14 protein-coding genes and 1 riboswitch are annotated in these 15449 nt (G+C 41.0%); of the genes, 12 read left to right on the forward strand and 2 right to left on the reverse strand.

The features are described 5' to 3' along the window. The first annotated feature begins 28 nt into the window (after nt 1-28). Nucleotides 29-134, forward strand: a riboswitch (TPP riboswitch). Between the two features lie 68 nt (nt 135-202). From thiE to thiC, 3 genes are read left to right on the forward strand one after another with little or no spacing between them, the layout of a single operon-like run. Next, nucleotides 203-832 (forward strand): thiamine phosphate synthase, encoded by a 630-nt coding sequence (thiE, locus tag G611_RS0101435; protein WP_028242090.1) that lies wholly within the window; start codon nt 203-205, stop codon nt 830-832. Continuing rightward, nucleotides 829-1620, forward strand: a complete 792-nt coding sequence (gene thiD / locus G611_RS0101440; protein ID WP_028242091.1) for a bifunctional hydroxymethylpyrimidine kinase/phosphomethylpyrimidine kinase — start codon at nt 829-831, stop codon at nt 1618-1620. Before thiE ends, thiD begins: the two co-directional genes overlap by 4 nt. Before the next feature lie 46 nt (nt 1621-1666). Next, the gene (thiC, locus tag G611_RS0101445; protein WP_028242092.1) at nt 1667-2974 is read left to right on the forward strand and encodes a phosphomethylpyrimidine synthase ThiC; all 1308 of its coding nucleotides are present in this window, start codon (nt 1667-1669) and stop codon (nt 2972-2974) included. 537 nt (nt 2975-3511) lie between these two features. On the opposite strand, the gene G611_RS0101450 is transcribed toward thiC, so the two are convergent. Further along, complete coding sequence (locus G611_RS0101450) at nt 3512-4081, reverse strand: AAA family ATPase (protein WP_028242093.1); 570 nt, start codon at nt 4079-4081, stop codon at nt 3512-3514. Between the two features lie 312 nt (nt 4082-4393). Between G611_RS0101450 and G611_RS0101455 the strand changes: the two genes are divergently transcribed. From G611_RS0101455 to G611_RS0101495, 8 genes are all read left to right on the forward strand, one after another. After that, nucleotides 4394-5389, forward strand: coding sequence for a metal ABC transporter substrate-binding protein (locus tag G611_RS0101455; protein ID WP_028242094.1), 996 nt, complete (start codon nt 4394-4396; stop codon nt 5387-5389). A 9-nt stretch (nt 5390-5398) separates the two neighbouring features. After that, nucleotides 5399-6040, forward strand: a complete 642-nt coding sequence (locus G611_RS13545; RefSeq protein ID WP_036947685.1) for a metal ABC transporter ATP-binding protein — start codon at nt 5399-5401, stop codon at nt 6038-6040. Next, the gene (locus G611_RS0101465) at nt 6034-6867 is read left to right on the forward strand and encodes a metal ABC transporter permease (RefSeq protein WP_028242095.1); all 834 of its coding nucleotides are present in this window, start codon (nt 6034-6036) and stop codon (nt 6865-6867) included. Before G611_RS13545 ends, G611_RS0101465 begins: the two co-directional genes overlap by 7 nt. A 243-nt stretch (nt 6868-7110) precedes the next feature. After that, the gene (locus tag G611_RS0101475) at nt 7111-8163 is read left to right on the forward strand and encodes an ABC transporter substrate-binding protein (RefSeq protein WP_028242096.1); all 1053 of its coding nucleotides are present in this window, start codon (nt 7111-7113) and stop codon (nt 8161-8163) included. Next, the gene (locus G611_RS0101480; RefSeq protein ID WP_028242097.1) at nt 8163-9107 is read left to right on the forward strand and encodes an ABC transporter permease; all 945 of its coding nucleotides are present in this window, start codon (nt 8163-8165) and stop codon (nt 9105-9107) included. The genes G611_RS0101475 and G611_RS0101480 overlap by 1 nt, the downstream gene beginning before the upstream one ends. Continuing rightward, nucleotides 9107-9907 carry an ABC transporter ATP-binding protein gene (locus G611_RS0101485; protein WP_028242098.1) on the forward strand — a complete coding sequence of 267 codons (801 nt, stop codon included), beginning with the start codon at nt 9107-9109 and terminating at the stop codon, nt 9905-9907. Before G611_RS0101480 ends, G611_RS0101485 begins: the two co-directional genes overlap by 1 nt. Before the next feature lie 15 nt (nt 9908-9922). Further along, a complete protein-coding gene (locus G611_RS0101490; RefSeq protein ID WP_028242099.1) occupies nt 9923-11245 on the forward strand; it encodes an aspartate kinase in 1323 nt (440 codons plus the stop codon). A 128-nt stretch (nt 11246-11373) separates the two neighbouring features. Beyond that, entirely contained in the window at nt 11374-13626 is a 2253-nt protein-coding gene (locus G611_RS0101495; protein ID WP_028242100.1) for a TIM-barrel domain-containing protein, read from the forward strand. An 18-nt stretch (nt 13627-13644) separates the two neighbouring features. Here G611_RS0101495 and G611_RS15930 read toward each other — a convergent pair whose 3' ends face one another. Further along, nucleotides 13645-14445: a LacI family DNA-binding transcriptional regulator gene (locus G611_RS15930; RefSeq protein WP_028242101.1), complete on the reverse strand. Its 801-nt coding sequence runs from the start codon at nt 14443-14445 to the stop codon at nt 13645-13647. A 202-nt stretch (nt 14446-14647) separates the two neighbouring features. Here G611_RS15930 and G611_RS0101505 point away from each other — a divergent pair, with 202 nt between their 5' ends. After that, entirely contained in the window at nt 14648-15445 is a 798-nt protein-coding gene (locus tag G611_RS0101505) for an InlB B-repeat-containing protein (RefSeq protein WP_081656935.1), read from the forward strand. Nucleotides 15446-15449: the final 4 nt, after the last annotated feature.

The following is a 15449-nucleotide window of genomic DNA, read 5'->3' on the forward strand; positions in this document are numbered from 1 at the left end:
CGATTGTAGCATTATAGTGAAGGAAATTTTATATTGAAACGGGAGCTTGTAAACAGGCTGAGAGGAAGGTGTGACCTTCGACCGAGAACCTGATTTGGATAATGCCAACGTAGGGACGCCGATTAATTATGATATTACGCGGAAGCTATTTGAGAAATCAGGTAGCTTCCGCTTTTTGTTTTATCGTAAATTAGGAGGAATAATGGATTTTAATAGCGAGCTTTATTTTATTACGGACAGTACACCTTATGAATTAGATGAGTTCCTATTCCGTGTAGAAGAGGCGCTAAGGGGTGGCGTTACCTTGATGCAGCTTAGGGAAAAGAATAGAACTACTAGGGAGCATATTGAGCTAGCCACAAAGGTGCATGAAATCAGCAGGAAATATAATGTGCCGCTGATTATTGATGACAGAGTGGATGTAATGTTAGCTGTTGATGCAGAGGGTGTGCATCTTGGAGCAGAGGACATGGAATGGTCCACAGCAAGAAAAATAATTGGTGACAATAAGATATTGGGGGCTACCGCCAAAAAGGTAGATGTTGCAAAGGCGGCCTATGAAGCAGGGGCTGATTACTTAGGGGTTGGGGCAATCTATCCAACAACTACAAAGGTAAAGACGATTATTACATCAGTTGAAACCTTGAATGATATCGTAAATGCGGTACCAATTCCAGTTAATGCTATTGGCGGATTGAATCCTTCTAACATGGATGTATTAAAGGGAGTAAATATCGCAGGCGTATGCGCAGTGTCAGCTATCATGAAGGCTGATTCGCCAAAGCTTGCGGCAGAAAATATGCTTAAGAAGTTTAGGGAGATTAAAGGATGAAGGTAGTTTTATCAATTGCTGGAAGTGACAGCAGTGGGGGCGCAGGAATTCAGGCGGATTTAAAAACAATGACAAGCCTGGGTGTGTATGGCATGACTGCGATTACCGCTTTAACAGCCCAAAATACAATGGGTGTTGATGCCGTGGTAGAAACAAGCCTTGATATGCTGGAGGCACAGATAGATTCCTGCCTGTCAGATATAAAGGCAGATGGAGTTAAAATCGGCATGCTTCCATCAGCAGAGCAGGTGTTGGTGGTGGCAAGAAAGCTGAAGGAATATGATGCAAAAAACGTGGTAGTAGATCCTGTTATGGTTGCCACCAGTGGCAGCGTTCTTATGAAGGATGAGACCCATGAAATAATGGCAAAGTATCTGTTTCCACTTGCCAGGGTTATCACCCCAAATATCCCTGAGGCGGAGGCTCTTTCGGGAAGAACAATAAGAACAAAGGATGATATGGAATGTGCCGCTATAGATATTGGAACTGCCTATAGATGCGCAGTATTAGTTAAGGGCGGACACAGCATTTTTGATGCAAGCGATGTGCTTTTTGATGATGGACTGATTACCTGGTTCAATGGAAAAAGAATCGATAATCCAAACACCCATGGTACGGGCTGTACATTGTCCAGTGCCATAGCCTCACATCTTGCCCTCGGGTACAATCTGAAGGATTCCATATCAAGGTCTAAACACTATATCGAAACTGCTATTGGAGCCGGCTTAGATTTGGGACAGGGGTCAGGCCCACTGAATCATATGGCTTCATTATGCGCTATATATTAATGCGAGCAGATTGGGTTTACCCAATCTTGAAAGAAAAGGAGAAGAAATGAGAGAATACACAACACAGATGGATGCTGCCCGTAAGGGAATAATAACAAGTGAAATGATGCAGGTGGCATTAAAGGAATATCGCACATCAGAGGAAATTAGGGAATTAGTTGCAAAGGGACAGGTAGTCATCCCAGCCAATGTTAATCATAAATGCATTAACCCAGAGGGCGTTGGCAGCATGCTTCGCACTAAGATAAATGTAAATCTTGGCGTAAGCCGCGACTGCAAGGATTACAACATTGAAATGGAAAAGGTTATGGCTGCAGTAGATATGGGGGCTGAGGCTATTATGGATTTATCCAGCCACGGAAACACCCAGCCTTTCAGAAAGAAGCTTGTAGAGGAATGTCCTGCTATGATTGGCACAGTTCCAATCTATGATAGTGTTATTCATTATCAGCGCGATTTGGCTACACTTACAGCCAAGGACTTCATTGATGTTGTACGTCTTCACGCTGAGGATGGCGTTGATTTCGTTACTCTTCATTGTGGAATAACAAGAAAGACAATAGAGCAGATTAAAAAGCACAAAAGAAAAATGAACATCGTATCACGTGGCGGTTCTTTGGTATTTGCATGGATGTGTATGACAGGTGAGGAAAATCCTTTCTACGAATATTACGATGAAATCTTAGATATCTGTCGAGAGTATGATGTGACAATTTCTCTTGGTGACGCATGTCGTCCAGGCTGTCTTGCAGATGCGTCAGATGTTTGCCAGATAGAGGAATTGGTTCGACTTGGTGAGCTTACAAAGCGCGCTTGGGAAAAGGATGTACAGGTTATGGTTGAAGGCCCTGGCCACATGCCAATGGATGAAATCGCTGCAAATATGAAAATTCAGCAGAAGATTTGTATGGGAGCACCATTCTATGTACTTGGGCCAATCGTAACAGATATTGCACCAGGCTATGATCATATTACATCAGCTATCGGTGGTGCCATCGCAGCTCAAAACGGCGCAGCCTTCCTTTGCTACGTAACACCAGCAGAGCATTTAGCTCTTCCTAATGTAGATGATGTAAAGCAGGGAATTATCGCTTCTAAGATTGCGGCCCATGCAGCAGATATTGCAAAGCATATTCCTCACGCAATGGACCAGGATAATGCCATGGCCGAGGCTAGACAGTGCTTTGATTGGGACAAGCAGTGGGAATGTTCATTGGACCCAGAAACTGCTCAGGCCATCCGTGCCGACCGTTCACCAGAATTTGATGACACATGCTCTATGTGTGGCAAGTTCTGCGCAGTCCGCAGCATGAACAAGGCTTTAGCAGGAGAGTATATTGATATATTAGGATAATTTCTATGTTGTATTTAAGTCAGAGCGTGAGTATTTTTTGAATTGGATGCAATAACACTGATAAATAGAGTTTTTTGTTAAGTGAAAATAGGAATAGTTGATATCCCACTTAAAAAATGGAAAGTGTGTTAAGTGAATATAAGAAAAATAAAAATTCACTTCAAAAAGCATAAAAATATTTAGGTATAATTAAGTTTATATGGGAAAACTATATTATCACTTAATAAGGTGATTGAGCTTTATAAGTTTAAATCTAATATGAATGAAATAAACTTAAGAAATTCAAAAGTTACAACTAAAAAGTTAAGTTTATAATATTTATTTTTTAATACACTTAACAGGATTTTGCATTTTTAAGTGAAATTTTTATTTTGTTTAATACACTTAACTTTTAAGCGATTGCGAGATAAGTGAATTATGAATTCATCTGTTTTTCACTTAACTGCAATAGATATAAGTGACAAATGATAAAAGGAACATTATCTTAGATGTTTAAATAAGATAATGTTCCTTTATATTGTCATTAAAAACAGTTTATTATTTAGCTAGGGCTTCTAAGAGGGCTACACAATCTTCCTCACTAAGGTGAGTAGAATTAATTACAATGTCGAAGGAATCAGGAGAGCCCCATTTTCCGCTGGAGTGTGTGGTGAAGAATTTCTCACGTTTCTTGTCGAATTTCTTCATTACATCTTCTGCTTTATCTTTTTCATTCTTTTCTACAGTGATAGAACGATTCAGTCTGTAATCATCATCAGCTGTAATGAAAACCTTCAAGCATTTTTTATCTTTAAGAATCTCGCTTGCGCATCTTCCTACGAATACGCAACCAGGCTTCTCAGCAGCTTCACGGATAATATCAACCTCTGTATTGTAAATCTGCTCTTCCATTGAAAGGTGCTCATTACCAGGGGCCTTGAAGATAGGTTTGATAGGAGTCTGCTCATCCATGCCGGAAACCTGATCGTAAGATAATCCCATGCGCTTACAGGTTTCAACGACAACGCCACGGTCGTACAGGCGATAGCCAAGACGCTTAGCCAATGCTTCGGCAATATTATGGCCACCACTACCATATTTACGTTCAATAGTAATATATTCGTACATAAAAGAGCCTCCTCTCAATAGTGTTTCGTTATAATGTTTACATTACACCACAATATAAGATTATTATAGTAGATTTCAGAATATTCATGCGGCAATTCACCATTTTTTCATTTTTTATTCATAAGTCCTGTGGGTTTGACAAATCAAACCAAAGTAATTATGATGACAAGGGATTTAAGATTTTATTCAAAGCCAGCCTGTTCAGGCTAGTTTAGTATCCCAAAAGGTGAGAATTGATTCTTGAAAAGGTCTATATTTTATAAGGTTTTATTTTGGTATAATTTTTTATAGACACGAAAGGATTAATTAAAGATGAAAATTAAAAATTTAATAGGTTTAATGACAGCTACTGTATTTATGATGGGAGCTTTTGCAGGTTGTGGCACAAATAGCACTGAATCAGCGTCGTCAGCTGCATCAAAGGATGGCATATCTGTTGTTACTACCATTTTCCCAGAGTACGATTGGGTGAAGGAGATAGTAGGAGACGCCACAGGAGTAGAGGTTACTAATCTACTTGATAACGGTGCGGATCTTCACAACTACCAGCCTACAGCAGAGGACATCAAAACAATTGCTACATGCGATTTATTCATATATGTTGGCGGTGAGTCTGATGAGTGGGCAGAGGATGCCATTAAGACATCTGTTAACCCAAATCAGAAGGTAATCAACCTTATGGACGTGCTTAAGGACAGCATCAAAGAAGAGGAAGTTGTAGAGGGGATGCAGGCTGAGGAAGAGGAAGAGTCCGAAGGTGAAGAAGAGGTTGAATATGATGAGCACGTTTGGCTTTCTCTTAAGAATGCAGCAGTATGTGTAGCTGCTATTGAAGAGGCCATGTCAGAAATAGACACAGCAAATGCCAATACTTACGCAGCTAACGCAGATGCCTATATCACTGAAATCAAAAATCTTGATAATGAATATAGAGATATGGTAGATGCAGCTTCAACAAAGACAGTATTGTTCGGAGACCGTTTCCCATTTAGATACATGGTAGACGACTACGGACTTGATTATTTCGCAGCATTCGTAGGTTGCTCAGCAGAAACAGAAGCAAGCTTTGAAACTATCAAATTCTTAGCAGAAAAAGTTGATGAGCTTAACCTTAAGACAGTCCTCACTATCGAAAACTCAGATAACAAAATTGCCGACACCATTATCTCAAACACGAATTCAAAGGATGCTAGGATTCTTGCCATGGATTCCATGCAGTCATCCACATCCGCAGACTACGAAAACGGCGTGACATATTTAAGCATCATGAAAAACAATCTAAAGGTATTAACTGAAGCGTTAAACTAAGGAGACATTATGGCAGTATTAACAGCGAAGGGACTTGCTGTGGGTTATGAAAACCAGGCAGTTCTAGATAACATTAATTTTGAAATAGAAGCGGGAGACTACTTTTGCATAGTAGGTGAAAATGGCTCAGGAAAGACCACACTTATGAAGACTATTTTAGGCCTGCAGTCACCTGTGGCAGGCTCCATAGATTTTGGTGATGGCCTTATGAAAAATGAGATTGGCTATCTGCCTCAGCAGTCTGTAGCTCAAAAGGATTTCCCTGCATCTGTGTTTGAAATTGTACTTTCAGGTTGTCAGAACAGTCTTGGAAAAAGATTTTTCTATACAAAGGAACAGAAAAAGCTGGCACTTTCTAACATCAAAAAGATGGGAATAGAGAAGCTGAAAAACAGATGCTACCGTGAGCTTTCAGGTGGCCAGCAGCAGCGTGTATTGCTGGCGCGAGCATTGTGTGCAACCAAAAAGGCCATCCTTTTGGATGAGCCAGTGGCTGGCCTGGACCCAACCGTTACCGAGGAAATGTACGAGCTTATTAAGCAGCTGAATGATGATGGCATGACAATTATAATGATTAGTCATGACCTTGCAAATGTAAGCAAGTACGCCAATAAGGTTTATGACGTAAATGAAGGAGGCTTGACATGCTAGATACATTAATAGAATATTTAAGCTTTCCATTTGTAAGATATGCCCTTGTAGTGGGAGTGCTTATAGCCCTTTGCTCATCACTGCTTGGAGTTACACTGGTGCTTAAAAGATATTCCTTCATAGGAGATGGTCTTTCACATGTGGCTTTTGGAGCCCTTGCTATTGCAACAATATTTAATCTTACCAACAGAATGATAATTGTTTTACCAATCACTATCGTATTTGCAATATTACTTCTTAGAAAGGGACAGAACGCAAAGATAAAGGGCGATGCAGCTATAGCCATGCTTTCTGTTGGCGCTTTGGCATTTGGTTATATGCTGATGAATCTGTTTCCAAGCTCTTCAAACGTATCAGGAGATGTGTGCACTACTTTGTTTGGTTCAATGTCTATTTTGATGCTTACAAAGACTGATGTGTGGGTTTGTGGAATACTTGCTATCATTGTAACCGTGCTGTTCATAATTTTATATAACCGAATCTTTGCAGTAACCTTCGACGAGGATTTTGCTAATGCTGTAGGCACAAAGGTTAATTTTTACAATCTGTTGATTGCTACAGTTATTGCTGTAATCATTGTCCTTGCAATGAATTTGGTGGGCTCGCTTTTGATATCAGCCTTAGTCATCTTCCCAGCACTTTCTGCAATGAGCATTCTTAAGAATTTTAAGAGCGTAACAATTTTCTCGGCAGTATCTTCTATGATATGCGCACTACTTGGAATTCTTATTTCCATCCTTGCAGGTACACCGGTTGGCTCAACAATCGTAGCCTGTGACGTGGCATTATTTGGAATTTGTTATTTGATTGGAAGAATCAGGGGGTAAGCTGTGAAAAGAAAAATAGCATTTATATTATTAGTTATCAAGGGCACCTTCACAACATACGAAGAAGATGGTGGAACCTACATTACAATAAAGGATTCTGTCATGGAATAAATAATAGCTTCTCTCGTTTAGGGAGAAGCTTATTTTATGGAAAATTATTATTTAACGATTTTACACTTTAACTTGTTAAAGTGATGTGATAGAATAATTTGTAAATTAACGGAGAAGGCCAGGAGGAACATTATGAAAAAAAGATTATTATCATTAATGATGGTTATGACTTTTGCCCTTTCAATGGTGGGTTGTGGAAATAAAGCTACATCTACAGATGACGCTGCTAAAGTAGAGACACCTGCAGATGGAAAGGCATATAAGGTAGGCATTATTCAGTACGTGGATGATGCATCGTTAAATCAGATTGTTGCAAATGTGGAAAGCCAGTTAGATGCAATCGGCAAGGAAAAGGGCTGCACATTTGATTACAGTAACTATTATTATAATGGCCAGGCTGATGCCACTACTATCAATCAGATAGTGACAGAGCTTATCAATGATGAGGTTGATGTGCTTGTTCCAGTAGCAACACCTACAGCCATGATTTGCCAGTCTGCAACAGAGGACAATCAGATACCTGTAGTTTTTGCAGCAGTATCTGACCCAGAGGCAGCAGGTCTTGTTGCATCTAACGACAAGCCAGGTGCTAACGTAACTGGTACATCAGACGGTCTTAATACAGAGGCAGTTTTCGATTTAATCTTTGAGCAGGACAGAGACATCCAGAAGGTTGGTCTTCTTTATGATAAGAGCCAGGATGCATCTGCAGGTCCTATCAAGGAAGCTAAGAAGCTTCTTGATGCAGCAGGTGTTGAATATGTTGAAAAGACAGGAACAACTAACGATGAGGTTATGCTTGCAGCAGATGCTTTGGTAGCTGAGAAGGTGGATGCAGTGTTCACTCCTACTGATAATACAATCATGAAGTGTGAGCTTGCTATCTATGAGAAATTCATCGATGCAGGTATCCCTCACTATTGCGGTGCTGATTCATTTGCACTTAACGGTGCTTACTTAGGATATGGCGTAAATTACGCTACACTTGGCAAGGAAACAGCTAACATGGTTGCAGAAGTATTGGTAGATGGCAAATCTCCAGCAGAGCTTCCAGTTAAGCTTCTTGATAATGGTACAGCTACAGTTAACACAGAAACAGCAGCTGCCCTCAATCTAGATTATGCCAAGCTTAAGGACATGTGCGACGGCTTCGTTGAAGTACAGACAGCGGAGGAGTTTGAGTAATGTCTAGTATTTTTACAGTTTCGATTTTCATGAGTGCATTGGAGCTAGGGTGTATATACGCCCTAGTTGCATTGGCACTTTTTATTTCTTTTACAATTCTTAATATCGCAGATCTTACTACAGATGGATGCTTCACCTTAGGCTGTGCAGTGGGAGCGATGGTGTCTCTTGCAGGCCATCCATTCTTAGCCCTTTTTGCTGCTATGCTTGCCGGTGTTTGTGCAGGCTTTGTAACAGCTTTCCTTCAGACCAGACTTGGGGTAGAATCTATTCTTGCAGGTATCATCGTAAACACAGGATTATACACAATTAATATTGCTGTAATGGGATTTTCTTCCATTGCAAATCTTTTTGGCTGCGACACAGTATTCTCTCTTGGAAAGGATACACTAGGCGCAGGCTTCATTGGAGATTGGTACAAGGTTGCCATCGTAATTGCAATCGTTGCTATCATATCAATTGCCCTTTGGTGGTTCCTTGGTACAACTCTTGGAATGTCCATCAGAGCCACAGGCGATAACGCTGATATGGTAAAATCATCTTCGATTAACCCAACACTGACAATCACAGTTGGACTTTGTATTGCAAACTCACTGACAGGTCTTTCTGGTGCACTTATTGCGCAGTACCAGAAATCTGCAGATATTAATATCGGTACAGGTATGGTAACAATCGCCCTGGCATCTCTTATCATCGGCCAGACCTTGATTGGTAACAAGGGTAGCATTCCAAGACGTATCATTGGAACAATCCTAGGTTCCATTTTGTATCGTTTTATTGTAGCAATTGCTTTAAGACTTTCAGTTCCAGCGGAGGCATTGAAGCTGGTTTCTGCTATAATAGTAGCTGTTGCCATTGCAGCACCTTATGTAAAAAGAAAGCTCGCCCTCAAAAAGCGCGAGTTTGCCAACTATAGAGGAAATGCCAGAAAGGAAGGTGTATAATGCTTAAGCTTGATAACATATCAAAAACCTTCAACCCTGGTACAGTTAATGAAAAGGTTGCACTTGAAAACCTTAGCCTGGATTTGGCAGATGGAGATTTTGCTACTATCGTAGGTTCAAACGGTGCCGGCAAATCTACCATGTTTAACGCCATCGCAGGTACCTTTATTGTAGATGAGGGAAACATTTATCTGGATGGAGAGGACATCACCTTTAAGAAGGAATATGTGAGAAGCCAGGACATCGGTCATCTTTTCCAGGATCCATTAAAGGGCACAGCACCTCACATGACCATCGAAGAAAACATGGCACTTGCTTATCTTAGAGCATCTCATTCCACCGGCAAGCTGTTTTCAAGAATCAGCGCTAAGGATAAGGCTAAGTTTAGGGAGCAGTTAGCTTTACTTGGTATGGGATTAGAGGATAGAATGAAGCAGCCGGTTGGTTTACTATCAGGTGGCCAGCGTCAGGCACTGACACTTCTTATGGCCACATTCGTAACACCAAAGCTTTTGCTTTTGGATGAGCACACTGCAGCACTTGACCCTGCCACAGCAGAAAAGGTTTTAGAGCTTACCAAATCAATCGTTAAGGAACGTGGCATCACCTGCCTTATGGTTACTCACAATATGCATCAGGCTTTAGAGGTTGGAAACAGGACACTGATGATGAATGGTGGACGCATTGTTTTTGATACAGCAGGAGAAGAACGTGCCCAGCTTACGGTGTCAGATTTATTAGAAAAATTTAAAATTAAATCTGGTGAAGAACTAGATAATGATAGAGTACTTTTAAGTTAGTCAGGAGGAAATGTAATGAAAAAGGTTGTAAAATTTGGCGGTAGCTCACTTGCTGATGCAAAACAGTTTAAAAAGGTGGGCGACATTATCAGAGCAGATGAAAACAGAGTTTTCGTAGTTCCATCAGCTCCTGGTAAGAGAAATAGCAAGGATACAAAGGTAACAGATATGCTTATCGGCACATACGAGGATGCATCAAAGGGCAAGGATGTTACTACTAATCTTGCAGCTATTAAAGCCAGATATGATGAAATAATAGAAGGACTTGAGCTTAAGAACTTTAGCTTGGATGAGGATTTTAAACAGATTGCTGCTGATATAAAAGAAGACCTATCATTAGATTATCTTGCAAGCCGTGGCGAATATCTTAACGGCAAAATCATGGCAGAATATTTAGGCTACGATTTCATTGATGCAAAGGATGTTATTTTCTTCAACGAGGAAGGACAGCTTAATTCATATAAAACAGAAAAGGCAATGGCCAAGACATTGGAAGAGCACCCACGTGCTGTCATCCCAGGCTTTTACGGATGTGGTAAGGACGGAAAAGTAAAGACATTTTCCAGAGGCGGATCAGATGTTACAGGTTCTATCGTTGCAGGTGCTGCAAAGGTAGATGTATACGAGAACTGGACTGACGTATCAGGCTTCTTAATTTGCGACCCAAGAATCGTAAAGAATCCAGTTGGTATGCAGACTATCACATACCGCGAGCTTCGAGAGCTTTCATACATGGGCGCATCAGTGCTTCATGAGGACGCCATCTTCCCAGTTCGTTCTGCAGGTATTCCAATCAACATCAAAAACACTAACAAGCCAGATGATGACGGAACATGGATTGTTGAAAGCACAGGCCAGCGCAACGAATACGTTATCACAGGTATCGCTGGTAAGAAGGGCTTTTGCACAGTGCTTATCACAAAGTCACTTATGAACTCAGAGGTTGGTTTCTGCCGCAAGGCTCTTTCAGCCTTTGAGGACAACGGAATCAATATCGAGCACATGCCATCAGGTATCGACACCATGACAGTTGTTGTTCATGAGGATGAATTCATCAACAAGGAGCAGGCAGTTGTTTCAGCTATCCACAGAAACTGTTCACCAGATTCTATCGAAATCGAATCTGACCTTGCTCTTATCGCAGTCGTTGGACGTGGTATGAAGAGCACACGTGGTACTGCAGGTCGTATCTTTGCAGCCTTAAGCCATGCTCACGTAAATGTCCGCATGATTGATCAGGGCTCTTCAGAGCTTAACATCATCATCGGTGTTGAGAACCAGGATTTCGAAGTAGCTGTAAAGGCCATCTACGATATATTTGTAACAACTAAGCTTTAATTAAAGGTGCCTATCATAGTGAAAAAATGGTAGGCACTTGTTTTATGAATTTTACTGGAAACGTTTCCAAAAATAAATTTATAGTGTACAATAAGAAAAAATACTGCGGAAGAAGGGAAAATTTTTTTATGGAATATGGTAAGTTTGCGGGAGTAAATGTTGTTGATAATTGTGTGGCATTGCAGTTTGAAAAGCAGACTGTAAATGTGGAGATTATCACAGATGAAATAATAAGGATTAACGTTCCCGTTTGTATGAAGGATTATAAATCTGTTGCAGTAGAAGGCAGCGTGGCTGTCCCAACAGATTTTGATGTGGAAGAGCTTGAAGGTAATGCGGGAGTAAGAATCAAGACAAAGGAAGTTACTCTGGAAATCGGTGATGATTTCAAGTTTGAATTCTCAGACAGATATGGCGATGAAATTCTTTCCAGCTTTAACGGCGAGCGAAAGATTTTTGGCGGCATATCAGAGGAAGCGCTTAATCTTTTGATTGCTGAGGGGCATCTTTTTAATGCAGACCAATTTAAAACTCACGAGGTTGAGCAGCTTTTCAAGCTAAATGCCAGCGAAAAGTTCTATGGAATGGGCGACAAGACAGGCTTTTTAAACAAGCGTGGTTACTGCTACGAAAACTGGAATTCAGATATTCCACAGCTTCACCATGAGAATATGCCAACACTTTACAAATCTATTCCGTTTGTTATTGGCAAGGGTAATGGCTACACCTATGGTTTGTTTTTTGATAACACATTCCACAGCTATATAGACCTTGGAAAAGAAAGCACTGAATACTTCTGGTATGGAGCAGACGGTGGTAATCTTGATTTCTATTTCATGGCAGGCGAGCGCATGACTGATATTGTAGAGCACTACACATATCTTACTGGTCGTGCACCACTTCCACAGCTTTGGACATTGGGCTATCATCAGTGCAGATGGGGCTACGAAAGTGCTAAGGATATCAGACGTGTTGCAAAGGGCATGAGAGAAAATCAAATCCCTTGCGAGACGGTTCAATACGACATTGATTACATGGACGGCTATCGCGTATTCACTTGGGATGATAAAGAATATGAGCCAGCCGGTCAGCTTATAAAGGAGCTTAGCGAAGATGGCTTCAAGGCTGTCTGCATTATTGATCCAGGCGTAAAGGTGGACAAGGGCTACAGCGTTTACGACGAAGGAATCAAAAAGGATTACTTCGCCCACGATAAGGATGGGGAAGTTTATGTAAACGAGGTATGGCCAGGCGACGCTGTTTATCCAGATTTTGGACGCGCTGATGTGCGTAAATGGTGGTCAGACAATCACAAGTTCCTTACAGATATCGGCATGCAGGGAATTTGGAATGATATGAACGAGCCTGCAAGCTTTAGAGGCCCACTTCCACTTGATGTACAGTTTTCAGTGGATGACAGACTCACCAATCATGCTGAGGCCCACAATGTATACGGCCACTACATGAGCATGGCTACCTACGAGGGAATGAAGGAGCTTACTGGCAAGCGTCCACTTGTTATTACTAGAGCCTGCTATGCTGGAACACAAAAGTATTCTGCTGTATGGACTGGAGATAATCAATCTGTATGGCCACATTTACAGATGCTTATCCCTCAGCTTTGCAACCTTGGAATGAGTGGATTTACTATTGCAGGAACTGACATCGGTGGATTCGGCGGAGATACCAAGCCAGAGCTTTTATGCAGATGGATTGAAGCAGCCGTATTCTCAACCTTCTTCAGAAATCACTGTGCCAAGGGCCACAGAGACCAGGAGCCATGGCACTTTGGTCAGGAGGTTGTAGACATCTACAGAAAATACGTTAAGCTTCACTATAGATTTTTGCCTTACATCTATGATTTACTATTCGAAAGCCAAATAACAGGTCTTCCAGTAATGAGACCTTTAGTTTTGCACTACGAGGATGATGAAAACACCTTCAATCTCAATGATGAATTTCTTGTTGGTGAGAACATGCTGGTGGCACCAGTCGTAGAGCAGGGCGCTACTAAGCGCATGGTTTATTTACCTGATGGAAATTGGATTAGCTACTGGGACGGCAAGAAATACCAGGGCAACCAGCACATCATCGTAGATGCTCCAATCGACGTGCTCCCAATCTTCATCAAGGAAGGCAGCATCATCCCTATGTACGATGATGTCCAGTACGTTGGCGAAAAGCCTTACGATACAGTAAATCTTCTTGTAGCTGGCGACAGCGCCTGGGGCTCACACTACCAGGATAACGGTGAAGATTTTGAATACCTGGATGGCCAGTACAACCTGTACAGCTTCACCTACGAAGACGGCAAGCTTGATGTGGACATGCTTCACGAAGGCTACGAGAAATATAAGGATATTAAGGTTGAAAAGCTTTAAAACTAACTAATAAAATATTTAGACACATAGATTATGATTTTCAATTGGAACTCTGTTGGCGGCCTGTTCATAGGCGGTGTAAAGGAGTTCCAATTTTTCTTTGGTGGTATCTGGTTCGAAGCAGATATTGTATTTCTTTGGTATAAATGGTAATAGGGCTTCGCTTGATACTAAAACATTTTTTAAATTTATATTCTTGATATCATCAGGTGATGAAACAAATAAAACATCTTCAAAGAAATCTGTGATGAATTCTTTCTTCTCAGCATTGTTTGTATCCAGTAGGACATATTGATACTTTTCCCCAGAAAACTGCTTATTAGCGGCTGCTTTTAGTCGCTCTAGATTAGTGTTTATCTGGAAGAAAAGTGGGTCGTTAATGTAGCAGTCAAGGGCAAGTAGTGGTGCAAAGTTGCAATCGCCAATTGCAGAAAAAGTGCTTTTATCTAAATCGTAGCAGATAAGTGCATCTGCCTGCCCGTAGTTTTCAAAGCGTGAAGGTGGAATCAAAAACACATCATAGTTTTTATCTCCAAGGAACTTTGTGACAGTCTTCATTACCTGCATTTCATCTGCAGCCTTTAAAACAGAATCAGTATCAGAAATAGCAAAGCCAACCTGATTTTTTCTTTTTGAAGCCAGAGCCTTTGCAGCCTGATTAGGGGAGTAGTTTAGTAGATTGATTACTTGCAAAACTCTCTTCCTTGTTTCATCAGATATTTTTAAATCAGTTCTTCCATTTACCACGTATGAAACTGTAGCGACAGAAACTCCCGCCTCTTTTGCAACATCCCTGATGGTAACTTTTTTGTTTGCCATTTCTTGCCTCCATTTAACCGTTTAATCGGTTGATAAATCAATTATGGGAATCTTTCCTCCAATTGTCAATAACAACCTATTGACAGTGTAGAAAAAAGAGTGTAGTATCTAATTAATTTAAACGGTTAAGCAGGCATTAAAACGGGCTTGCTTATATTTTTACAAATCAATTTAAACGGTTAAATAACAGGAGGGTATTATTATGAAAAAAAGAATTGTGACAATGCTATTAGTAGGATGTATTGGAGTTAACGCAGTGGCTTTGACAGGCTGTGGAAATAGTGAAAGCTCTGCTGCTGAGGCACAGGTGGAAGCAACATCTGATGAGACTTCAAATCAGCACACTGTAACCTACTATGATTCAGATGGAACTACAGTCCTTGACACAAAGGTGGTAGAGCACAAGGCTAACGCCGAGGATTTCACACCTGAGAAGGAGGGCTATACATTCGTAGGCTGGTTCGCAACTCCAAAGCTTACAAGAGAATTTGATTTTAGCAGAGCTATCACAGAGGACACACCACTGTACGCAGGCTTTGTAAGCTATGTTGAGGATACACGAAGCTTCGCCATCGTTGGCTCTGGCGAAAGTGAGCTTTTAAAGGAATCTAACTGGGGTGAGGTTATATCTGATGACCACAGACTTACAAAGGAGGACAACTCTGAGGCAAACCAGTACACAATCACAGTTGAACTTCAGGAGGGGGATCAGTTCCAGTTTGCAGTAGATGAAACATGGGCAGATCAAAGAGGCTATGGTTATCTAGAGTCTGGCATGCTTGATGGCAAAACATACTTTAAAAATGCAGGCGGTCTTGGAGATACACCAGCAGAAAAATCTAACATAGAGGTTGCAGTAGCTGGTACATACACATTTACTCTTACAACTTTCCCAGGTGAGGATGTTTATGATGAAGCAGATCAGTACTACACAGAAGAAACAAAGGAAAATTTCAATTCTAATCCATACGACAAGATTACATGGACATACACCGAGTAAAGGA

Origin of the sequence: Pseudobutyrivibrio ruminis AD2017 (genome assembly GCF_000424305.1) — a bacterium.
GTDB lineage: Bacteria > Bacillota > Clostridia > Lachnospirales > Lachnospiraceae > Pseudobutyrivibrio > Pseudobutyrivibrio ruminis_B.